Origin of the sequence: Dyadobacter sp. UC 10 (assembly GCF_008369915.1) — a bacterium.
In the GTDB taxonomy this organism is placed as follows: domain Bacteria; phylum Bacteroidota; class Bacteroidia; order Cytophagales; family Spirosomataceae; genus Dyadobacter.
In genome coordinates this window covers 1,563,486-1,584,277 of record NZ_VSRN01000001.1, presented here as the reverse complement: position 1 = coordinate 1,584,277, position 20,792 = coordinate 1,563,486, and the positions used below count along the sequence as shown (strand labels likewise).

Below are 20,792 nucleotides of genomic sequence, written 5' to 3'. Positions count from 1 at the left end.
ATGTACCTTTCGATTTAAACTGACAAACCTCATTATCCATCTCTTTTATACTTTGCAATGCAAGAATTACAGGCCCTTGATTACGTCGTTTTTTTCTTCTACTTCATAGTTGTCTCCGGTTATGGTTATTGGATTTATCAACGAAAAAGGTCTAATGTAGAATCGACCAAAGATTTCTTTCTCGCCGAAGGTTCCCTGACTTGGTGGGCCATCGGAGCATCGCTTATCGCCTCCAATATCTCAGCAGAACAATTTATCGGAATGTCCGGGAACGGGTTTTCGATGGGGCTCGCGATTTCTACTTATGAATGGATGGCAGCAGCAACTTTAGTTATAGTCGCTGTTTTTTTTATGCCTATTTATTTAAAGAACAAGATCTACACCATGCCGCAGTTTCTGAGCACGCGTTATAACCCAACGGTGAGTCTGATTATGGCGGTTTTCTGGCTGGCGCTCTACATTCTGGTCAACCTGACCTCGATTCTGTACCTCGGGGCACTTGCGGTTTCGGGTATTTCGGGACTTGATTTTCAGTTTTGTATGATCGCACTCGCTGTTTTTGCGATCATTATTACAATCGGCGGAATGAAAGTGATTGGTTTTACCGATGTAATTCAGGTATTCTTTTTAGTAATCGGAGGTCTGGCCACGACTTACCTGGCTGTTAACCTGGTATCCGCCACAGACGGAATGGAAGGTATCACAGCGGGTTTCAAGCTGATGCGTGACAACCACGATGACCATTTTCATATGATATTCCCCAAAAGCAGCCCTTTTTACATGCAGCTACCGGGGTTGACCGTGCTTCTGGGCGGGATGTGGATTGTGAACCTCAACTACTGGGGCTGCAACCAGTACATCACCCAGCGTGCATTGGGTGCGGATTTGAAAACGGCCAGAAATGGTATTCTTTTCGCAGCTTTTTTAAAATTACTGATGCCTGTGATCGTGGTATTGCCAGGTATCGCAGCCTATGCATTATACAGTAAGGGAATGTTTCAAACCGAAATGCTGGGCGAAGATGGCGTAATCAATGCCGATAAAGCATATCCTGTACTACTTAACCTGTTGCCTGCCGGTTTGAAAGGCCTTTCATTCGCAGCATTGACAGCCGCGGTAGTAGCGTCTCTTGCCGGAAAAGCAAATAGTATCTCGACCATTTTTACATTGGATATCTTTAAAAACTACATCGGTAAAGATGCCAGCGAAAAAACGCTGGTAAGGATTGGTCGTATCGTAGTTGTAGTATCCATGATCCTCGCAATCGTCGTTTCTCCTTATATGGGAATCGATAAAAAGGGTGGTTTTCAGTTTATCCAGGAAATGACCGGACTGCTTTCTCCGGGTATTTTTGCTTCATTTATTATGGGTTTTTTCTGGAAAAGAACCAATTCTGCCGGTGCATTATTTGCGATAGTAGGCGGTTTTCTGATTGCACTGGCTATGCATAATAACTATTTCCCATTCGCAGACTGGACACAGGTTCCTTTCCTTGACCGCATGGGTCTCGTGTTCCTGATTTGTGTGGTGGTAATGGTGATCCTTGGATTAGTTATGCCGGATGAGAAAAAAGGCCTGGCGATCGACTCGTCGATGTTCGTACCGCACCGCGGCTTCATTATCGGCGCTGTAATCGTGATCGGAATGATCACGTACCTTTATGCGCACTTCTGGTAGAAATGCACAAGTTTGAAAAATGAGGAACTGCGCTATCGTGGTTCCTCTTTTTTTTGTTTTGTATGCGAGGTTTTTTCTGAACTGAGGGTGAATCGGTCAACCTTTGCGTTTATGGATTTGATTTCTTGCATTATCTTGATTTTGGCCGACTTATTGGTTGGGCTTTTGCTGAAAACAAGTAGTAGTTCGCCAAGCCTTTTCAGGCTGTCAGATGGATAATAGTCTAACGTAGGGCTCGAAGACCGGGAGAATAATACATCTTTGCGTTCCCATTCCTGCTGTATCTCAAGAAACGTATCTATCGCTTCCTCTACCTGTTCTAGGTTACATTGTCTTGAAAAGACAAAGAGAAGCTTATTGATATTTGCAAAATCCGATTGCTGGCGTGAAAACTTCTCCTGTAATATATATGCAAAACCGATCACTGTAATCGCCAGTATACCTATTGCGATATTGGACTTCTTAAGTAAACTCTTTTTCATGCCGGAGAATTGAAGTCCAGAGAATGTGAATCGAAATTTGGGCTAATAAATCGACACAGCACGAATCGAAAGGATGAATAGCAGATATGGTTTAGCCAAAGGCGTATGCATCGGAAATTAGACCTACACTCTTGAAACAGTAAGGCGCAGTATGTGCGCTTCGTAAAATTGTGTCATTTCCAACCTTCCTAAAAATCCAAAATGCTTGGCAATTTTTTCTGCCATTTCGCAGGTTATAGCGGTTTTGCCATTTTCAATTTTACTAAAAGATTGCTGCTTCATACCCAATAGCTCGGCCAGTTCGCTTTGCTTGATGCCTTTCATCATTCTTATTGCACGTATTTTCTCGTGTAGTTCCGGCATAACCTCGAAATAAAGGTGTGTGTATCAGACTTAATGCATTGCAAATTATAATAAAAACGGAAAGGGTGTCAAGTTGTAAAATACAACCAACCAAGCTGTTAAGTACAACCTCTAATTTTTGTGAAGGCCGACACAAAGTGATCTATTTGTCGCAATATTAATCGATGGTCGCCATGAAAAATATCCGTCAGTCATTCCCGCCCATTATCCTTTTATTTGGGATTTCCTTTTGCTGTGCCGCATGTCAGAGAGATGAAATCCTCCATGCTACCACAACAGATGAGGTTCAAAAGGTAGAAAATGCTTATGCGCTTACTAATTACAAATTAGAACTTGGTGGGCCAGCAGAAGCGGAAACTTTCGCTACTAACGAAATCCAGGAGCAAGTTAATGCAAATATTCTTGCGTACAGAAAGTTGTTTGAGACTAGGTATAAAGTGAACCGTAATATGTGGGAAGGTTTTCCGGTAGGTGTAATTCCTGCAAATGATGCCTGCCCCGCCGGGTCTGAAAAGATAAGATTCAAAATGGACAATCAGGACAGTGGGAACAGTTCAAAGTCCGGTTGGACCGGCTCTTGGTTTGTCGATGGAAATGGCAATAGCTGGCATACGCTATGTAGCGTAAATGGTGCTGCGTTTCAATTGATGACGATGAACACCCCTACACAATATCTAGTGGTTAGGCTGGGCAATAATAAGACAATATATATGGAGCCAAGAGTCTGGAACGTTTACATTGACAATGAAGATAAAAATAATCAAAATCAACTGACCGAAGGAGATTTGAGCCCAGGTTACATGAACAACAATGGAACACATCTTCAATTTTGGGCTATCGCCGGAAAAAATACGCCAGGAGTAAATCAAGCTGCCGAGTTCCCTAATTTTGGGTTCAGCTACGGAGTACTGGGTACATTTTCGTCGCCTGTCATCGGCGGGGCGGCAGGCATCGGAATGTTGCGTACGGATGATGAAAATAATAACAACGCAAATCAGCTTTATTCCGTTGACTTGGCAAGTAACATCACGACGCCTGCCAATGCTGTCGATGGGAAAGGAGTGGATAGAACCAACGACCCAGGTAATACTGTATTTAATATTCGAAGGGCAAGATAATGCACTTGCTATTTCTGATAGGGAGATGTAAAGTCAAACTTGCAGTACTGGCTTTCGCATTCGTGGTTTTGGCTTGCGTTAACAAACGGGAAAAAAAAGTAATTGCCGAGATAGAAGGTAAAAAGATTTACTTCGAGGATGTTGATAAGCTTGTCGAAAATTCGATATATGAATATCTCTTTGCAATTAACGAAGTAAGAGATATCACGTTGAATCAGCTCATTGATGACAAACTGTTAGACCTGGAAGCTAGTCATCGTCATGTTTCAGTCGATTCACTCATGTCATTTGAGCTTTCCGGTTTGGGAAAAATATTCCCAACAAAGCGCTATGTTCATGAGAATGCACTTGAATCGGGAGTTGTCGATCCGGAACATCCTTTCGAGCTGATTCCAATTGACAGTAAGCGGGGTGAGAACATATTACTTCAAAGCTATCGGCATTATTTGCGAAGAAAATATTTAAGTGCTCTCCGAATCAAGTATCATGTTAAAGTTTATTTGAGCCCTCCCGAATCTCCTGCATTTAATTTTGATGGTATAAGTAAGCAAACAAGAGGGAATTTGACTTCAAAGACTTCGCTGTCGATCGTATATAATTTCTCTTGCAATGTATGCCAGGAGAAGGATCACATTTTTAGAAGATTGTTTGAAAAATATAAAGATAAAGCCAGATTTAATTACTTTCTGTTGTCGCCTCAGGTGAATCAGTCAATCTTACTGGCGGATTGTGCCGGAAAACAAGGTAAGTTTTGGTCAGCTCACGAATTTATCTATTCGAATAAATTGAATGACTCCATACTCATTGAAGATTTCGCGGCAAAAGTCGGTCTGGATTATTTCAAATGTCTTGAATGCGTGACAGATCGAAAAACACATTATGACATTGCGACTAATATGAGCAAACTACGTGCATTAGAAATTGAAGTCACACCTACAATTCTTATCAACAATCGTATTTACTATGGAGAAATTTCCGAAATCGCTATTTCTTCCGAAATCGAAAAGAGCCTTTAAGCATGGCTAAGCCAGGCTATTGGGAAACTTCATGAGCGTTCTTCCAAATCAGATAAATCGAAGAATACTACTAAGTTGTTGCGAAAAGCTTGGCAGCCACATTAAAAGTAATGTTTTTTGGATAATATCAATCTGCATCCAGGGCATAATAATACGACGCAATCTGGGTGATTTTGAAGGTGCAGTTTATGGTTCTCTTCAGGGAGCTTTGGTCGGTGTATTAGCTGGAAACCCGTTAGCTGGCTGGGTAGTAGGAGCGGTAATCGGTGCCGGTATTGGGATAGTAAATGGTATTAATCGATCGATCTCCGGAGGTTATGTATGTCTTATTGGGCCTTGTAATTAGACAGTCGCAAATGTTCTTGCCTGGTTTTATTGTGAATCGTTATCACTAGGCAGTGTATTCTAAATATGAATGTAATCCTAAAATTTATCTGTATCCTGGTTTTAATTCTTTTCGCGCATAACTCGCGATCCCAGGAGTTGAAGTTGCGATTTGAAGAGAAAACAGAAATTATTAGGAAAGGTGATTTTATTCAATGTATCGCTATCAAGCCTGACGCTAGTCAAGTTTATAGTTTTGGAAAGGTAGCTAATGTTGGACTATTGGGCATGCAATTGAAAAAAAATCCGATTCTAAGCGGCAGTGGCGGGTTTGTTGAATATAAATGCATTCAAAAAATAGCAAAAATAAAAATCGTCAAGAAGTCTATCTTTCCAGCATTGGCGGGCGGATATATTATCGGGCAATTAATGTTTATCAATAGCATTCCCACTGCATTTGGCCATATCATTGGCGGTGGTGCAACGTATCTGCTCTTATTGCATGCTATTAAATATAATAGAAATGGGCTTCGTAAGAATCGTGTAAATGAAACTGTGTTTATAACTCCACCATCGCAGACACAATTCAATGGAGAACTATATTTTGAAAATAATTGATGGCACTCATGATCTGATTTATGGAAAGCAGTTACAAGCCCTATGTGCCGATAAAACCAAACCGTAATCCATAAATCAGGATCACCTCCTACTCCCAGCCACCTCCAAGCGATCTATACAATTCGATCAGACCCAAAAACTGCTCATTCCGGACATCTGTCAGATTAAGCTCGGCTTCTAGAACACTTCGCTGGGCAGTGATTACTTCCAGGTAAGAAGCGTAGCCGGTTAGAAAAAGATCTTTCGAAGTAGCGACTGCCTGTTGCAGTGCCTCTACTTCCTGCGTCTTTAAATCGCTGATCTTTTTTGTATTCTCTATCTTTTTTAAGCTGGTGCTGACTTCCTGGAATCCGTTAAGGACCGATTTATTATAGGCATACAATGCTTCCAGGCTCGCTGCTTCCGCTCTTTTCTGACCTGCTTTGAGCGCCTTGCGATTCACAAGCGGAGCTGCCAGGCTGCCCAATGCATTGTAGGCAATCGAACCGGGAGAAAACAGCAAATTGCTTTTAAAGGCATTGAAACCAAGAAACGCTGTGATATTTAGAGAAGGCAAAAACGCAAGTTGTGCAACCTGCTGCTCAGAATAATTGGCAAGTAGATCCAGCTGCGCTTGTTGAATATCCGGTCGCCGTTTCAGCATATTAGTCGGAATGCCTGTACTGATGGTTTGCGGGAAAGTTTGCTCCTGAACTGTTCCACGGACTATTGTCTGAGGGAAACGTCCCAGTAGCAGGTTCAGGCTATTTTCTGTTTCAATAATTTTTTGCTGAATTTCATATTCCAGGCTTTGTGTATTCAATAGCTGGGCTGTCATCTGGCGTACCCCCAATTCGTTTGCCCGTCCGCCTTCTTTCTGAATTTTCACAGTTTCGACTGCGGATTGTTGCAGCGCAATGTTTTTTCGGATAATACTCAGTTCCGCATCCAGGGCGATCAATCCGTAATATGACGACGCAATTTGGGCGATTAAACCGGTAACTATCGCCTGCCGTGCCTTTTCAGTTGCCAAAAACCGGTTATAAGCTGCTTTTTTCTGGGTTCTCAACTTGCCCCAGATATCAACTTCCCATGAACTCCGCAGGCCCACGAAATAATCGGGCAGTAAGGGTGCCGGGAGTCTTCTGTCTGCGTCGATATTATCGGAAAAGTTAGTGTCATAGTTACCTACACCATCCATGGTATAGTCGCCGAATTTCCTGCCGCCGCCGGATATTTCACCGGAAACTGTGGGCAGTAATGCGCCCCGCGCGATGAGGATGTTCGTTCTGGCCTGTTCAATGCGCTGCGCGGCCATTTTCAGGTCCAGGTTGCGCTGCAAGGCAGTGTCAATCAGCGCCAGCAAATGCGGATCCTGAAAGAATGATCTCCACTGAATGGAGCCAATGCCAATCGAATCAGTCTGGTTTTCAAATGCAGGGGGTGTTTTGATCCCGGCACTCTGCTCGACGGGGCGCATCAATTTACATCCCGATAAAAATAGCAGCGTACCGAATAGTAGCAGCGAATATCGCCTGTGATAGGTTTTCATTAAAGGTAGTTTTTAAAAAGAAGGCAGCCGGATAAATCCGGCCGCCCGAAAAGTCCAATAGTTAACTCAGGATAGGTTCTTCCTGTTCTGCGCTTATCTTTTTAGGGGCCTTGGGGCGGGCCATCCCGGCGAACAGAACATACAGCCCCGGAATGATAATAATCCCGAACACTGTACCGATCAGCATCCCCCCAGCCGCAGCTGTACCGATAGATCGGTTGCCTATTGCTCCCGCACCTGACGCCATTACGAGCGGAATCAAACCAGCCACAAATGCAAGCGAAGTCATCAGGATAGGGCGGAGCCTTTCGGTAGCGCCTTCCAGCACGGCATCAATGACGGATCGGCCTTCTTTTTGCCTGATAATCGCGTATTCGACAATCAGAATGGCATTTTTACCTAATAATCCAATCAGCATGACCAGAGACACCTGGGCGTAAATGTTGTTTTCAAGCCCCATTAGTTTCAGCGCAAGGAACGCTCCGAAAACTCCCGTTGGAAGGGAAAGAATTACCGGCAATGGCAGCAGAAAGCTCTCATACTGCGCAGCCAGAAGCAGATATACGAATATCAGACAGATACCGAAAATGTAAATCGCCTGGTTTCCCGATAAAATTTCTTCCCTCGTCATACCCGACCAGTCGTAGGTAAAACCCTTTGGAAGACTGGTTGCGGCTACACGTTCAACGGCTTTAATGGCGTCACCACTACTGAATCCGGGTGCCGCATCTCCGTTGATCATGGCAGAAGTGTACATATTGTACCGCGTCAGGAGCTCTGGTCCGTAAACCCTTTCCAATCTGATGAAAGTAGAGAATGGAACCATTTCGCCGCGGTTATTCTTGACGTACAGTTTCAATAAATCCTCAGGAGTCCGGCGGTAGCTCGGGTCGGCTTGTACCATCACCTTATACATCTGGCCAAAACGTATGAAATTGGATGCGTAATAGCTTCCGATCAATGTTTGCAGCGTGCTCATCGCCGCATCTACGGAAACCCCTTTTTTAGAAGCAATATCAGCATCCACATGGATCATATACTGCGGAAAACTTGCATCGAAACTGCTGAATGCACTGGCGATTTCCGGCGCAGCCATCAATTCTTTTACAAACTGGTTCGTTATCTCCGCTGTTTTTTGGAGGTCGTCGCTTCCTGTACGATCCTGTACCCTCAGCTCGAAACCGCTGGAGTTACCGAATCCGGGAACAGTTGGCGGGGGGAAAAACTGGATATCAGCATCCGTAATATGCTTGGTTTTACTTTCCAGCTCGGCAATAATGTCCTTTACAGATGCCGTGCGCTGGTCCCAGGGTTTCAGGTTGATCATCGCCATCCCATAGGAAGAACCCGCGGATTCGGTTATCAAACTGTATCCCGAAAGTGAAGAAACCGATTCAACAGGTTCGAGTGATTGCGCTACTTTCTGTATTTCGTCGAGCACAGCTTCGGTCCTTTCCACTGTTGCTGCTACCGGCGTGGTTACGTTTACGTTGATAACCCCCTGATCTTCTGTGGGTATAAACCCTGTAGGAAGCACTGTATTGATGCCATAAGTACCAATGCAAAATGCGGCCAGCAACCCAACCGTGATAACCCTTCTGCCAACGATAACCGAAAGCAACTTCCTGTATTTGTTGGAAATACCATCATAGCCGTTGTTGAAACCTCTGAAAAAACGGTCCAGCAGCGTATTTTTCGATGGTTGCCCATGCGTATTTTTCAGCATAAGTGCGCACAGTGCAGGCGTGAGCGTCAATGCATTGATACCCGAAATCACAATGGAAATCGCCAGGGTGATTGAAAACTGGCGGTAAAAAATACCAACCGGGCCCGACATAAATGCTACCGGAACGAATACCGCCGACATTACCAGGGTAATTGCAATGATGGCGCCGCTCATTTCTTTCATCGATTCAATCGTCGCTTCACGCGCGTCGAGGTGCTTTTCGGCCATTTTTGCATGGACGGCCTCGACGACGACAATGGCATTATCGACCACAATACCAATTGCCAAAACCAATGCAAACAATGTCAGCAGGTTGATAGAAAACCCAAAAAGCTGCATGAAAGCAAACGTTCCAACCAATGCAACCGGCACGGCAAGTGCAGGAATAACCGTGGACCGGAAATCTTGCAAGAAGAGATAAACGATGATAATTACAAGAATAAATGCCTCGATCAGCGTGCGTACCACCTCATGAATGGATGCATCCAGAAAGCGCGAAACGTCGTAGGAAACAAAGTAATCCATGCCGGGAGGAAAAGTAGTCGTTTTCAATTCGGCTACCTTTTCCTTGATATTCTGAATCACTTCCTGCGCGTTGGAGCCGGGACGTTGCTTGATCATGATCGACGCGGAAGGCTTCCCGTTTGACTTGGAGGCCATATCGTATTCCAGGGTGCCGAACTCAATATCTGCTACGTCCCTGAGTTTCAGCATAGATCCGTCGGGGTTCGATCTCAGGACAATATTTTCATATTGCTCCGGCTCGAACAGCTTTCCCGTATACTTCAATACATATTGCAAAACCTGTGTTTCACGGCCCGAGGCGACCCCTGTTTTTCCGGGAGCAGCCACTACGTTTTGGTCGCGGATCGCCTGGACAACTTCGTCAGCAGACACATTATAGCTATTCATCCGGTCGGGTTTCAGCCACACGCGCATGGAGTAATCTTTACTTCCCATGATTTGTGCGCGACCCACACCGTCGATCCTTTTCAGCTCTTTAAGGATGTTGATGTCAGCAAAGTTGTAAACGAAATCTTCCGCAACCGATGAGTCGGAGCTCATAATGTCGAGGTACATCAGCATACTGTTCACCTCTTTTTCAGTAGTAACACCAGCCTTGATCACCTCTTCCGGGAGTTCGTCAATAACCGTTTGGACACGGTTTTGTACGTTTACTGCTGCCAGATCGGGGTCTACACCGACGTTAAAGGAGATGGTAATGGTAGTTACACCATCATTACCGGAAACCGAGGTCATATAAGTCATTCCCGGTACCCCGTTGATCGCTTTTTCCAGGGGAACAGCCACCGCATCAACGCAGACTTCCGAGTTGGCACCGGTGTAGGTGGCCGTTACTACTACTGACGGAGGAACGATGTCAGGAAACTGGGATACCGGCAGACCGGTAAATGCTAAAATCCCGAGTAGGGTTATGAAGATTGAAATAACCAGCGATAAGACTGGCCTTTCTATGAATTTTTGAAACATGATTTACAGTTCAGTTGAAAAAATAGGTCCTATCGTGCGGTGAGCTCAATTTTGCTACCTGGTACGTTAAGGCTATCCTGCGAAATGGTTTTCGGGTTGATAACGGCACCGTCTCTCAGCCCCTGAAGTCCTTCGCAAACAATAGTTTCTCCTGATTCTAGTCCTGATTTAATCACATAATACCCTGACAATCTGGATCTTGGCACAAAGCTGCGCGTTTTGATCTTGTTGTCTTTACCTAAAACATATACAAAGTTTTTATCCTGAATTTCAAAGGCAGCCTTTTGAGGAATAAGGATCGCGTTCTCGACTGTGTTCGTCAATCTGATCGTGCCCGTCGAACCATGTTTCAACAGTTTTTCAGGGTTCGCGAAACGGGCGCGAAATGCGATAGAGCCGGTACCTTCATCAAATGCGCCTTCCATGGTTTCGATGATACCTTTATGCTTGAAAAATGAACCGTCGGCCAGTTCAAGCTCAACAATAGCTTCTTTATTCGCATCCTTGCCTCTCGCTCTGATATATTCCAGGTATTCGTTTTCCGAAACATTGAAATACGCAAACACTGACTTGGTATCTGAAAGCGTGGTCAGTAATGTACCCTCGTCGATCAGGCTACCCATTTTATGCGGAATACGGTCGATCACGCCATCAAAAGGCGCTTTGATTTCTGTCCTTGCCAGCTGAATGGCTGAATTGGATTTTTCAGAACGGGCCTCTTCGATTTTTGCATTGGCAGCCGCTAGTTTGGCATCGGCAACATCTACTTCGGTTTTGGAGATCACATTTTTTTCAACGAGCAATTTCACGCGTTTGAGTTCCAGTTCGGCGCCTTTTGCCTCGGCAATCGCACTTTGCAAATTGGCCTTCGCCTTGGCCAGCTGCGCTTCGTACTCTTCATTGTTGATCCTGAAGAGTGTTTGCCCTTTTTTTACAAATTTGCCCTCGTCTACATATACTTCTTCCAGGTATCCTTTTACCCGGGCATAAATTTCAACGTTCCTCACGGCATGTATATCTCCGACATATTCGCGGTGGAGTTTGGTATTCTGAGGTTTAAGCTCTGTTACTGGTATGGTAAGGACGCTGTCGGCGATCCCGGAAGTGGTTTCACTCCTGGTAGCACATCCGTAAGCAAAAACGCTTACCAGTAATAGGAGAGACCATTTTGAATTTTTCATGATACGTATTTAAATGGATGATAATAGCGTTTTGGGAAAAGGGGTACAACTGTGCCCGGGCCGGACACAGCATATTCAACTTTACAGGACAATGTGACTGAAACGTGCACACCAATCCTGGCCGATAATTAAATTAAAGGGGATAAAAGAATAACAGCAGCGCTGTTAGAAGGGGCAAAGACGGTGTAAAAAACCGTAGTAACCGGGAAGTACTAAGGTACTTCTGGTAATGATTGGCAGAATAACGGATTCCCGTACGATTTTCGGGAAAAGTGTAATGTTGTATTCAGGGGAGGCATGACTTACGATGGTAAGGAACCTGAAACTTGAGTGCCGGTGGCGTAGCAGGTCATTGAGGCTCTCCTGCCATTCAAATTCATCTGCCCGGACTATCGTATGGTTTCTGGGAATTGTGTCGTCTTCCAGCACGAAATCATTCTCCTTGGATGTGCTTTCGTCCTCATGTATTGAGAAGCTCCCCGCACCCATTTCCAGTTTGCATGAGGCTACCGGCCTTTCCGCAAAAACAGGGGAAAAGAGAACGTGCACAAGGCAGAAAAACAATACAAAAGTTCTTTTTATCATGATGCTGACTAAGATCAGTACATTAAAAAATTCATACTTTTATAATGAATTCAAGAATGATTGGAACAATTGCTGCGGAATGTTAATATCATTTCCCGGCAGTCCAAATATAACGTTTCAAATGTAGAAACCAAATTTAAAATACTGTTAACGAGTGTTAACGGATTTGTAAATGAAAGAAAATCAATGGTGAAACTGGTTTTTTCCAAAAAATTCATCAACTTTTCATGGTTTCACAGTACATTCCATTGCTGCGTAAAAACTGGTAGTTTTTCTATTTTCCCAACCTGGCAAACATTACAAGCATCGTGCCATGCAAATAAAGCCGATCATAATAGGGCGGTTTGTACTGACAAAGATGACCGCCTCGGATGGGGATAAGTACTATGAGCTAAGCAACAACAGCGAGGTAATGAAATTTGTTACTGGTTACGCGCTCACCAGAAAGGAGTCGGATAAGATGTTGAAAGTCATGCTGAGCGAATACGGCGCTGACACTTATCTGGGACGATATCTGATCGAAGTGGCCGGGACCGGCGAGCTGATCGGCGCTGCAAAGCTGGACCAGATTGGCGGGGACATCGAAATTGGTTACCGGATCAGGCAGGAGCAATGGCACAAGGGAATTGCAACGCAAATTGCCCTTGGATTGATCAGGTTCGCAAATGATGTTTTAAAAGCAAGAGCGGTTATTGCGTTTGTCAACACCGAAAACCTGGCGTCTGTTCGCGTGCTGGAAAAAGCGGGGATGAAGAATGTGCAGACCATTGAAGATATCGATGAGATCAAGTACAAATTCATTTATTCACCTAAACATAACTTCCCCATGAAAAAAGCGCTGTACATCATCCTGGGCTTAATTGCGATCATCCTTATTGCTGCGGTAATCATGCCGAAGGAATATGCGGTTGAGAAAGATGTTGTCATAAACAAGCCCAATGCCGAGGTCTTCACTTATTTGAAAAGTTTGAAAAATCAGAATGAATGGAGTGTCTGGGCACGTCGTGATCCTAACATCATTAATACGTTCGAAGGGACTGACGGAACGGTCGGGTTCGTTTCCAAATGGACCGGAAACGATGAGGTAGGTACCGGCGAGCAGGAAATAACCAAAATAGAGGAGGGAAGCAGGATCGACACGCAGCTGCGGTTTCTTGAACCAATGGAAAGCACAAGTGACGCCTACATGATCACGGAGCCAATCGACCCCACTTCAACCAAAGTCCGCTGGGGCTTTACCGGGAAGATGCCTATACCCATGAACGTGATGCTGCCTTTTATAGGAATGGAAAGCATGATCGGCAAGGATTTTGAGGATGGATTGGCAAATTTGAAACAGAACTTGGAAGAGTAAATGAATAATACTGATCCCCGCATTGACACCTATATCATAAAATCAGCACCATTTGCTATTCCTGTTCTTGACTATCTCCGGGCAATCGTTCACGCGGCTTGTCCGGAGGTAGAGGAAACGATGAAATGGAGCTTTCCGCATTTTCTGTATAAAGGAAGCATCCTTTGCAGTATGGCATCATTCAAGCAGCACTGCGCATTTGGGTTTTGGCTGGCATCACGCCTCACAGACCCGGATAAACTGCTGGCCGGGGAAGGAGAGCGAACTTCAATGGGACATTTGGGGCGCATTACCAGTATTGACACATTGCCTTCCGAAGAAAAACTGATCGGGTTCATCGCCGAAGCAATGTACCTGATTGATCAGGGAGTAAAAGTGAAAAATGCGGGTGGTAGCACCGGAGAGAAGCAGCCCCTCGTCGTACCAGACTATTTTATTCGCGCATTGGAACAAAGTCCTGAGGCAGTGCGAAATTTTGCAAAGTTCAGTAACTCCGGCAGGAAGGAATACGTAGAGTGGATAGAAGGGGCTAAAACAGAAACGACGCGCCAGAGGCGCATCGTTTCTGCCGTTGAGTGGATTGAAGAAGGGAAGACGAGAAACTGGAAATACTAATACTTTCCTTCCGCGTCTGCCAGGGTATATCTGAAAGTATAATAGCTGGATTCTTCCGTCGGAACATCTTCCGGCGCTCCTTTATAGTAGCTGATGATCTCGATTTTGGCGAATTTCCCTTCGGCTGTCTTTAAAAGGATTGTTCTTCCAACAATAGGCAGAATTGCGTGCACGCCCATATCGTACTTGTACCACGAATTTCCGCTTCCGCCGGGAATTGCAAACCCTGCATCACTGTCGAATTTGTAACCATCCTTTGGCGCCTCAATTACCGAAGCAAATGGCTTTTCTATTACGATCGCACCGCCCTGACCGGGGCCACTTGTGCCTCCATTTACAGCGATGGTAGTTTTGCTGAATGCAATATCCCAGTTTGTAGTTTTCGCATCGCCTGCCGACACTTCCTTTCCGGTTGTTACGCTGAAATAGATGTAGGGCTTGGTGTTGGCATTCAGGTCTTTAATTACCACTATTTCAGCTGCACTTTTAGAAGAAACTTCCGGTTGCGTTACTGGCAGGCAAAAAGCGGAAATCAATATTGAAATAGAAAATAGCAGGATTTTCATTTAAAAATGATTTAGAATTTGAGAAAAGAGGCACGCACCGTGCAGCGCCTCTCCTGAATGTATTATGCTCCTTTTTTTACCAGCTTGTATTCTAGTTTCGGTTTGCCGCGCTCGCCGCCGTCGCTTGGGTGGAAGCTTACGAAACGCAGCTTATAAATGTTCCCCGCAGGATCTTTGATGAGGTAAAAACGATCTGTTTTCACACCCACAGTACCGCCTGAAGTTACCCGCCATTTAGAGCCGATCGCGTCAGCATCTTTGGAGAAAGTAACACCTGCCAGATTAGCCTCAGCAAATGCATCGTAAGTGGCTGTCGTGGCTAACACTTCTGCGGCTTCTACGTTAGCTTGTCTGTTCGTAAAAACCAGGTCTGAGAAACCGTAAGGGATCATGCCAGTGCCGAAATTGGTGTAATACATGCTATAACCCCATTGCAGGTCCCAGCGATCTTTGGCAGGTTCTACGTCCACAGTTGCACCTTTTTCAAGAGATACATATTCAAAATTGGAAGATGCATCCTTGGTCACATCAAGTGTTTTGAAAGTAGTTTCATTCAGCTTCGCATATTGAATAGAGTACCCGGTTCCTTTACGTAAAATCCGGATCTTGTAAAGCTGATCAACGGGCAATACTGTCGCTGACCCGCCTTTTCGGTTTAGTATATATACCTTATTGTCTGCGTCGGTGGCTGAAATTTCTTTTATAACCGTTTTAGTGAGGTCGCCCTGCGCATTGTCTACCAATGCAAGTTTGCCCATTCCCTGACCAACTGCGAGTGAATCGGCAACCAGATCTTTATCAGTCACCGTATTAATATCCGATTTGTTGATCATCAATGCAGAAGCACCATTGGTACCGTTGATCGTCACGCGGAAATCAGCGCCGCTGTAAAAACCAAGATCCCAGCTATCGCGGAGAACAGCGGTTTGTACATTGGAGCTCAAATCAAGAAAAACCGAATTGGCCGCACTGCTGCCCGGCTCGCTGCCCGCAAGTCCATTGAGCTGAATACTGGTACCTTCCGAAATGATCGCCTTGAAACTCAGTTTGAGGTCAGTTCCCGTGCCAACCAAAGCCGGCGCGCCAACCGAGGTAATTTTAAATGCGATACTCTCATCTCCGTCAAGCAGGATACCTGCTTTTTTGGCCACTTTAAAAGAAACAGAAGCCTGGCCCGCAGGTACCGATAATGTGATGGCATTGTTAGCTAGGGCCGGAGTTGTGGTAAATTCAGTGTCATAAGCAAGCTGGGTAGGGGTAACTGAAACAGTTATAGGAGTGGCCACATCGACGGCCCGCGAAAGGATAATTTTTACTTCCGTCTCTTCGCCTTCAAAACCCTTTTCTGCACTTTCAAAACCGGCTACGTTATCCGGAAGTGGCGGCTCGTCGTCTTTACATGCATTGAAACTTCCCAGAAAGGCAATCAGCAACAGCGATTTGGCTATTTTCTTCATCTTGATTTGATTTATGTAAAAAGGGTAATAATTAATTTTTTGACCATTGGACGTTCAATCCGAGAAACCATGACCTGCCGTAAGACATCGGAACTGCGCCGCCTGCACTGTGCGCGCCGCCGGTATCCGTCGAAGTATTGGTGAGCGTGGTGACATTGAACAGGTTTTTGACCCCGCCAAGCAGGTTCACATATTTGCCTATCGTTTTGTTAATAGTTAGATCGGTCGTGTGAAAGCCTTCGGTTTCAGCCAGATTGATGTTTACCTGATCGGTGGATTCGTAAGTTGGCCGTTTGCCCGAGTATTTGTAGAAGAGATTAATCCCTGTGCGGATCTTGCTGAAAGTGTATAGCACATTCGCATTCACTTCGGTAGACCAGACAAATTGAGGAAGCTGGCCAAACTGTTCGGGATGATCGGAAAACTGGTTGTAGCGACCGATATAAGATCCGCCGAGACTGGCCTGTAAATGCTTGGAGAATAATTTGTTGTCGAGGGTTATACCCGTGGTTTTGAATAAATGGATATTCAGATAGGTGGTTTCCGTCGGGCTTTTCGGGTCAACTCCTGTATCTATCAGATTATTGAAAATGTTGTAAAAACCGCCTAATGTGGAGCTGATCCTCAAATGTGGCCTGCTGGCGGCTTGCCAGACCAGGAATGAATTAAAGCTATTGGAGTACTCGGCTTTGAGATTCAAATTGCCGCTGATCGAATGCGACGCGTCATGGAAATCGAAATATAACTCCCGCAAAGCAGGCGAACGGAAGCCGCGGGCGTAGCCAAAACGAAAATCAAGCGTTTTGGACAATGTCAGTTTTCCATTCAAGGAAGGAATGACCGGAGGCGCGTCGTACACCGAATTTTTCATGAAACGCAAACCCGGTGTAAGCCTGAAAATTTCCCCGATCTTAAACTCCGGCGCGAGAAATACCGCATATTCACTGATACGGGGCGTACCCTTGATTCGCGCACCCGAACTTCGATTATCGGTAAAATCAATCCCGGCCAAAACCGAAAAACCGCCCGTCACTTTGTAAAATGCAGTTCCGCGAAAGAACGTAGTTGTGAATACCGATTCGTCCTGCGAGCCCGGGTCAAGCGAAAGTGTTTCTCTGTCATTCGCATCTACATGGGTACTCAATGTCCTGCGGGAATAGTCGGTATAGGAGAGCACGCCGTTCAAACTGAGCCTTTCGCTCGCTTTGTATTCCGATTGTAGTTGATGAAACCAGCGTTTGGTAATGTAATCCTTGTCAGCTGCGATGAGCGTAATCGGGTTGCGGTTGCCCAGGTAGCTGATCGTCTCGTCAGTTCCGTTGAACCGGTACCAGATATTCCACTTGTTGGCTGTATACCTTGCACCTGCTGAATACAGGTTTTGGTTTTTGGGCATCCAGTCCAAAGCCCTGCCCGTCGAGCTGCCTTTCCAGCCGCCAAAATTATTTCTTGAAACATTGCCCGAAAATTGTAAATGCTGGTTCTGCCAGGTCAGCCCGAGGCTCTGATTATGCGTGCCTTTTTTGTTGAATGCATTATATTCTTTGCCGGCACTTTCCTCCTGCAACCGCGCACTTACGATCAGATTGGAGCCGGTGTGGCCTTTTTTGGTAATAATATTGATCACGCCCGCCAGCGCATCGGTTCCGTACATAACCGACATCGGGCCTTCGACGATCTCTATACGTTCAATACTGTTGATATCAATTTGTCCCAAACTCTCCCTCGTACTTCCACGGTCTACCATCGGCACTCCGTCCAGCAGGATCTTCACGTTCTGCCCCGACATTCCCATTAACTGAATATCGCTGGTACCCAATGTGAGGTCATTTGAAAAGCGGATGCCCAGTTCAGTGTTCAGGACAGTTTGCAGGTTAGTCGCTCCCCGCATGCGGATCCGCTCGCTGTCGATCGTGCGAACCTGGTAAACCGAGTTTCTAAGTGATTGCGGTTCAGATTGTCCGGTAACCACCATTTCCATCAGCGAAAGCGGGTTTTCGACTAATTGTATATCTGATATTGCTGTTGTTTCACCAGCTTTGACAACGATATCGATCTGTTTTTCATCGTTTCCCAGATTCTTTGCGATCAGTTTATAGCGACCGGCGGGGACTTTCAGTGAGAAGTTTCCATCCGTATTGGAAGCGGTTCCAAAGCTGGTTCCCTTTAAAAATACATTTGCCTGAGATAGCCCGACACCTTCTTTTGAGATCAGTTTACCCACAATAATACCTTCCTTCATTTGCGCGAAAACACCTACCGTGCTGAATACCAGGCATAGGAAAGTAGAGGCTGATCTCATTGAATGATTATTTAGACTAAATATGAATACAAGGTAAATGTATTATTTAGACTAAATACAATCAGTAGGTGGGAGAATTTTTGATTGATCTTTTCGTGCTCCTGCCGAAAAATTACGGGAAATGAGCAAGCAGAGCTATCTGGCGGTTGCCTGCAGGTCTACCGTCACGATATCTTTCAGTTTCCAGTCCTTTTCACCGATCTTATAGTCAAGCCGGTTTATCTCAAAAGTACTGGTAAGCATATAGCTTCCGTCGGAGTTCTTTTTTGCATCAAACGGGAGGGTAACGGTCTTCGACACGTCGCGCATAGTGAGTTTACCCGTGACCTGGTACCTGCCGTCTTTCTTTTCAACTTTGGCAGATTTGAAATGGATATCCGGATACTTTTCTACATAAAAATACTTCTCGCTTTTCATATCCTTATCCCGTGAATTATTGCCGGTTTTGAAGGTATTAGCTGCTATTTTAATGTCAAATGAAGCGTTCTCGGGACTTTTTTCATTGAAAACAGCACTGCCTGCAGGCGCCGCAAAGGTACCCTTACAGGTTCCCATAATAAACTTCACACTGAATTTGGTGGAGCCGGAAACGATCTGGGAAGTCTGTCCCATTACAAGGGAGGAAGCGAAAATAAGTGCAGGCAGTAAAAGCCAGTTTGTTAAATTGCGCATGGATGTATGTTGAAATGCAGCCGTTTATTTTTCTTCCAGCAAAGATTCACCTGAAGACAGATCCCCCGAAGTCCATTGCCATTTTTCATGCATACGTAATTTCCCGTTCGGAAGTTGCTCAGGCGTAGATTTACAGACTCCGGTTGTAATCTCGCCTTTGTCATTCACCTGGTGGTACCGCATATCCAGATTTCCCCGTTCATCGACCAAGGCGATTAAATGCCCGCTTTTGATCCGTCCGCCCGAATAGGTCGATGTGACAATGTTGCCCTTTTGTTTATAAACGAAATGCATCTCCATATCCACCTCCCCGTTTTCTGAATTTGACAAAGGGAAGAAAACTTTATTGTCGTAATTGATCATAGTAAAAATGGTCTTTATCAGCCCAATATAGCGATAAAGACCATTTCCGGATCAGATCACCTCAGTAATCCACCACACATTTTCACAGGGGTCGGAAACGCCGCAGCTTCTGCCGTAATCCTGGTCGGCCGGTTCCATGATGCTGATCCCGCCAGATTCGAGTGCTTTTTTGTAAGCATCGTCGGCATTTTCAACGTATACGAACATGCTGGCCGGCTTTGGCGGCCACTCTGCGCGGCCGTCGCAAAACATGATCGTGCTTTCGCCGATCTGTACCTCGGCGTGCTTGATCAGGCTCGGATCGTCTTCCTGGAAATGGATAGACGAAAATGTCGCATTGAAGACTGTTTCAGTGAAGTCTTTAAACCTAGATGCTTTTTCAAGCATTAAATAGGGCATTACGGTTTGGTGTCCGTTTGGGATTTTGATCGTGCTCATGCTATTTTCTGATTTTAGTTTAGGACAAAATTAAAGTGGCAACCAGCGCCGGAATTGGAAAAACGCGACATTATACATCGCGATACTCGGTAGCCTCAGAATTGCCCGAAAAATAGGTGCCCGGGTGTTCGCCCGAAAAAGTTTTGAAATCATGAATAAAGTGCGATTGATCGTAGTAACCAGCCTCATAAGCGATTTCGGTTAGTGATTTTTGCTGGTCTCCATACGAATTCATAGCGGCATGAAATCTTATAATGCGTGAAAAAAGCTTCGGACTGAATCCCGAGAAAGCTTTGAATTTTCTTTCAAACTGCCTGGTGGATAATGCATTGCGCTCTGCAAGTTCGGTAACGCTGGTAAGTCCGTTACTTTGAATAATCTGGCTGATCATCGAGAATGCAGCGGGCTCGGGCCGGGCGTTTCGTTGCAGGCAACCGCGCATAAACCGGCACATGATTGCTATTCTCGCCTGGTTATTCTCTGCCAGCGTCATTTTTTCTTCCAGGTCCGAGCCCATCTTTCCTAAAATACTGTACAGGTCGGGCATTTCATTAACAGTTTCAGTTGCCGGAATTGCAAACATGGCAGGCACAGCAAAAGGATAGAGGTAAACGCCAAAAATGCCGAAGTTCTCGCTGATCCTGAACCTTCTGTAAAGTGAAGTCGGCCCGGTGAGGCCGGCTGTGAAAGAAGGGGATGTTTTGCCAGATCTGTCTATTTCGTCGAAAGTACCTTTGTAGTGAAATACCAGTTCCGCGCACGCGTCTGCCAGCGTCTTATGGAAATAGGGTTTTTCGGAGGAAACTTCGTGTTCCAGCACCCAGAAACATCGCACAAAAGGCGCCAGATCCGGTGGTGGTAGAATGGTGTAATACTGCATATGAAACCAGGTAACAGGAAGTTAATCTACTAT

General features: G+C 45.2%; 19 protein-coding genes. 6 read left to right on the top strand and 13 right to left on the bottom strand.

Annotated features, from left to right (window positions below; genetic code table 11):
• Positions 1-57 precede the first annotated feature (57 nt).
• Complete coding sequence (locus tag FXO21_RS06295; protein WP_149639302.1) at positions 58-1,677, top strand: sodium:solute symporter family transporter; 1,620 nt, start codon at positions 58-60, stop codon at positions 1,675-1,677.
• 32 nt (positions 1,678-1,709) lie between these two features.
• Here FXO21_RS06295 and FXO21_RS06290 read toward each other — a convergent pair whose 3' ends face one another.
• Together FXO21_RS06290 and FXO21_RS06285 are read right to left on the bottom strand one after the other, a co-directional pair.
• Positions 1,710-2,159 (bottom strand): hypothetical protein, encoded by a 450-nt coding sequence (locus FXO21_RS06290; protein WP_149639301.1) that lies wholly within the window; start codon positions 2,157-2,159, stop codon positions 1,710-1,712.
• A gap of 123 nt (positions 2,160-2,282) precedes the next feature.
• The gene (locus FXO21_RS06285; RefSeq protein WP_149639300.1) at positions 2,283-2,522 is read right to left on the bottom strand and encodes a helix-turn-helix domain-containing protein; all 240 of its coding nucleotides are present in this window, start codon (positions 2,520-2,522) and stop codon (positions 2,283-2,285) included.
• 173 nt (positions 2,523-2,695) lie between these two features.
• Between FXO21_RS06285 and FXO21_RS06280 the strand changes: the two genes are divergently transcribed.
• From FXO21_RS06280 to FXO21_RS06270, 3 genes are all read left to right on the top strand, one after another.
• Positions 2,696-3,640, top strand: a complete 945-nt coding sequence (locus FXO21_RS06280; protein ID WP_149639299.1) for a hypothetical protein — start codon at positions 2,696-2,698, stop codon at positions 3,638-3,640.
• Entirely contained in the window at positions 3,640-4,656 is a 1,017-nt protein-coding gene (locus FXO21_RS06275; protein WP_149639298.1) for a thioredoxin domain-containing protein, read from the top strand. Before FXO21_RS06280 ends, FXO21_RS06275 begins: the two co-directional genes overlap by 1 nt.
• A gap of 411 nt (positions 4,657-5,067) precedes the next feature.
• Positions 5,068-5,598 carry a hypothetical protein gene (locus FXO21_RS06270; RefSeq protein ID WP_149639297.1) on the top strand — a complete coding sequence of 177 codons (531 nt, stop codon included), beginning with the start codon at positions 5,068-5,070 and terminating at the stop codon, positions 5,596-5,598.
• 88 nt (positions 5,599-5,686) lie between these two features.
• Here FXO21_RS06270 and FXO21_RS06265 read toward each other — a convergent pair whose 3' ends face one another.
• The 4 genes from FXO21_RS06265 to FXO21_RS06250 all read right to left on the bottom strand — a co-directional run bounded on the left by FXO21_RS06265 (position 5,687) and on the right by FXO21_RS06250 (position 12,112).
• On the bottom strand, positions 5,687-7,129 hold the full coding sequence (locus FXO21_RS06265) for an efflux transporter outer membrane subunit (RefSeq protein WP_149639296.1): 1,443 nt from the start codon (positions 7,127-7,129) through the stop codon (positions 5,687-5,689).
• A gap of 61 nt (positions 7,130-7,190) precedes the next feature.
• Positions 7,191-10,346 carry an efflux RND transporter permease subunit gene (locus FXO21_RS06260; RefSeq protein ID WP_149639295.1) on the bottom strand — a complete coding sequence of 1,052 codons (3,156 nt, stop codon included), beginning with the start codon at positions 10,344-10,346 and terminating at the stop codon, positions 7,191-7,193.
• A 29-nt stretch (positions 10,347-10,375) separates the two neighbouring features.
• Positions 10,376-11,527 (bottom strand): efflux RND transporter periplasmic adaptor subunit, encoded by a 1,152-nt coding sequence (locus tag FXO21_RS06255; RefSeq protein ID WP_149639294.1) that lies wholly within the window; start codon positions 11,525-11,527, stop codon positions 10,376-10,378.
• A gap of 165 nt (positions 11,528-11,692) precedes the next feature.
• Entirely contained in the window at positions 11,693-12,112 is a 420-nt protein-coding gene (locus tag FXO21_RS06250; protein WP_149639293.1) for a hypothetical protein, read from the bottom strand.
• Between the two features lie 313 nt (positions 12,113-12,425).
• On the opposite strand from FXO21_RS06250, the gene FXO21_RS06245 reads away from it, so the two are divergent.
• Positions 12,426-13,466 carry a GNAT family N-acetyltransferase gene (locus FXO21_RS06245; protein WP_149639292.1) on the top strand — a complete coding sequence of 347 codons (1,041 nt, stop codon included), beginning with the start codon at positions 12,426-12,428 and terminating at the stop codon, positions 13,464-13,466.
• Entirely contained in the window at positions 13,467-14,081 is a 615-nt protein-coding gene (locus tag FXO21_RS06240) for a YdeI/OmpD-associated family protein (RefSeq protein WP_149639291.1), read from the top strand.
• Here FXO21_RS06240 and FXO21_RS06235 read toward each other — a convergent pair.
• From FXO21_RS06235 to FXO21_RS06205, 7 genes are all read right to left on the bottom strand, one after another.
• A complete protein-coding gene (locus FXO21_RS06235; protein WP_149639290.1) occupies positions 14,078-14,647 on the bottom strand; it encodes an HmuY family protein in 570 nt (189 codons plus the stop codon). The genes FXO21_RS06240 and FXO21_RS06235 overlap by 4 nt on opposite strands.
• A gap of 62 nt (positions 14,648-14,709) precedes the next feature.
• A complete protein-coding gene (locus FXO21_RS06230; RefSeq protein ID WP_149639289.1) occupies positions 14,710-16,104 on the bottom strand; it encodes an HmuY family protein in 1,395 nt (464 codons plus the stop codon).
• 31 nt (positions 16,105-16,135) lie between these two features.
• The gene (locus FXO21_RS06225) at positions 16,136-18,406 is read right to left on the bottom strand and encodes a TonB-dependent receptor (RefSeq protein WP_149639288.1); all 2,271 of its coding nucleotides are present in this window, start codon (positions 18,404-18,406) and stop codon (positions 16,136-16,138) included.
• Positions 18,407-18,541: 135 nt separating this feature from the next.
• Positions 18,542-19,078: a YceI family protein gene (locus FXO21_RS06220; protein ID WP_149639287.1), complete on the bottom strand. Its 537-nt coding sequence runs from the start codon at positions 19,076-19,078 to the stop codon at positions 18,542-18,544.
• 24 nt (positions 19,079-19,102) lie between these two features.
• Positions 19,103-19,441, bottom strand: coding sequence for a n-acetylglutamate synthase (locus FXO21_RS06215; RefSeq protein ID WP_149639286.1), 339 nt, complete (start codon positions 19,439-19,441; stop codon positions 19,103-19,105).
• A 51-nt stretch (positions 19,442-19,492) separates the two neighbouring features.
• Positions 19,493-19,879 carry a VOC family protein gene (locus FXO21_RS06210; protein WP_149639285.1) on the bottom strand — a complete coding sequence of 129 codons (387 nt, stop codon included), beginning with the start codon at positions 19,877-19,879 and terminating at the stop codon, positions 19,493-19,495.
• Between the two features lie 70 nt (positions 19,880-19,949).
• Positions 19,950-20,759: a helix-turn-helix domain-containing protein gene (locus FXO21_RS06205; protein WP_149639284.1), complete on the bottom strand. Its 810-nt coding sequence runs from the start codon at positions 20,757-20,759 to the stop codon at positions 19,950-19,952.
• Positions 20,760-20,792 lie beyond the last annotated feature (33 nt).

Coding starts and splice junctions, on each gene's coding strand:
- FXO21_RS06215 (WP_149639286.1), bottom strand. CDS start 19,441: ATGATCAATTACGACAATAAAGTTTTCTTCCCTTTGTCAAATTCAGAA.
- FXO21_RS06235 (WP_149639290.1), bottom strand. CDS start 14,647: ATGAAAATCCTGCTATTTTCTATTTCAATATTGATTTCCGCTTTTTGC.
- FXO21_RS06240 (WP_149639291.1), top strand. CDS start 13,467: ATGAATAATACTGATCCCCGCATTGACACCTATATCATAAAATCAGCA.
- FXO21_RS06270 (WP_149639297.1), top strand. CDS start 5,068: ATGAATGTAATCCTAAAATTTATCTGTATCCTGGTTTTAATTCTTTTC.
- FXO21_RS06230 (WP_149639289.1), bottom strand. CDS start 16,104: ATGAAGAAAATAGCCAAATCGCTGTTGCTGATTGCCTTTCTGGGAAGT.
- FXO21_RS06255 (WP_149639294.1), bottom strand. CDS start 11,527: ATGAAAAATTCAAAATGGTCTCTCCTATTACTGGTAAGCGTTTTTGCT.
- FXO21_RS06295 (WP_149639302.1), top strand. CDS start 58: ATGCAAGAATTACAGGCCCTTGATTACGTCGTTTTTTTCTTCTACTTC.
- FXO21_RS06285 (WP_149639300.1), bottom strand. CDS start 2,522: ATGCCGGAACTACACGAGAAAATACGTGCAATAAGAATGATGAAAGGC.
- FXO21_RS06260 (WP_149639295.1), bottom strand. CDS start 10,346: ATGTTTCAAAAATTCATAGAAAGGCCAGTCTTATCGCTGGTTATTTCA.
- FXO21_RS06290 (WP_149639301.1), bottom strand. CDS start 2,159: ATGAAAAAGAGTTTACTTAAGAAGTCCAATATCGCAATAGGTATACTG.
- FXO21_RS06265 (WP_149639296.1), bottom strand. CDS start 7,129: ATGAAAACCTATCACAGGCGATATTCGCTGCTACTATTCGGTACGCTG.
- FXO21_RS06275 (WP_149639298.1), top strand. CDS start 3,640: ATGCACTTGCTATTTCTGATAGGGAGATGTAAAGTCAAACTTGCAGTA.
- FXO21_RS06220 (WP_149639287.1), bottom strand. CDS start 19,078: ATGCGCAATTTAACAAACTGGCTTTTACTGCCTGCACTTATTTTCGCT.
- FXO21_RS06280 (WP_149639299.1), top strand. CDS start 2,696: ATGAAAAATATCCGTCAGTCATTCCCGCCCATTATCCTTTTATTTGGG.
- FXO21_RS06225 (WP_149639288.1), bottom strand. CDS start 18,406: ATGAGATCAGCCTCTACTTTCCTATGCCTGGTATTCAGCACGGTAGGT.
- FXO21_RS06250 (WP_149639293.1), bottom strand. CDS start 12,112: ATGATAAAAAGAACTTTTGTATTGTTTTTCTGCCTTGTGCACGTTCTC.
- FXO21_RS06205 (WP_149639284.1), bottom strand. CDS start 20,759: ATGCAGTATTACACCATTCTACCACCACCGGATCTGGCGCCTTTTGTG.
- FXO21_RS06210 (WP_149639285.1), bottom strand. CDS start 19,879: ATGAGCACGATCAAAATCCCAAACGGACACCAAACCGTAATGCCCTAT.
- FXO21_RS06245 (WP_149639292.1), top strand. CDS start 12,426: ATGCAAATAAAGCCGATCATAATAGGGCGGTTTGTACTGACAAAGATG.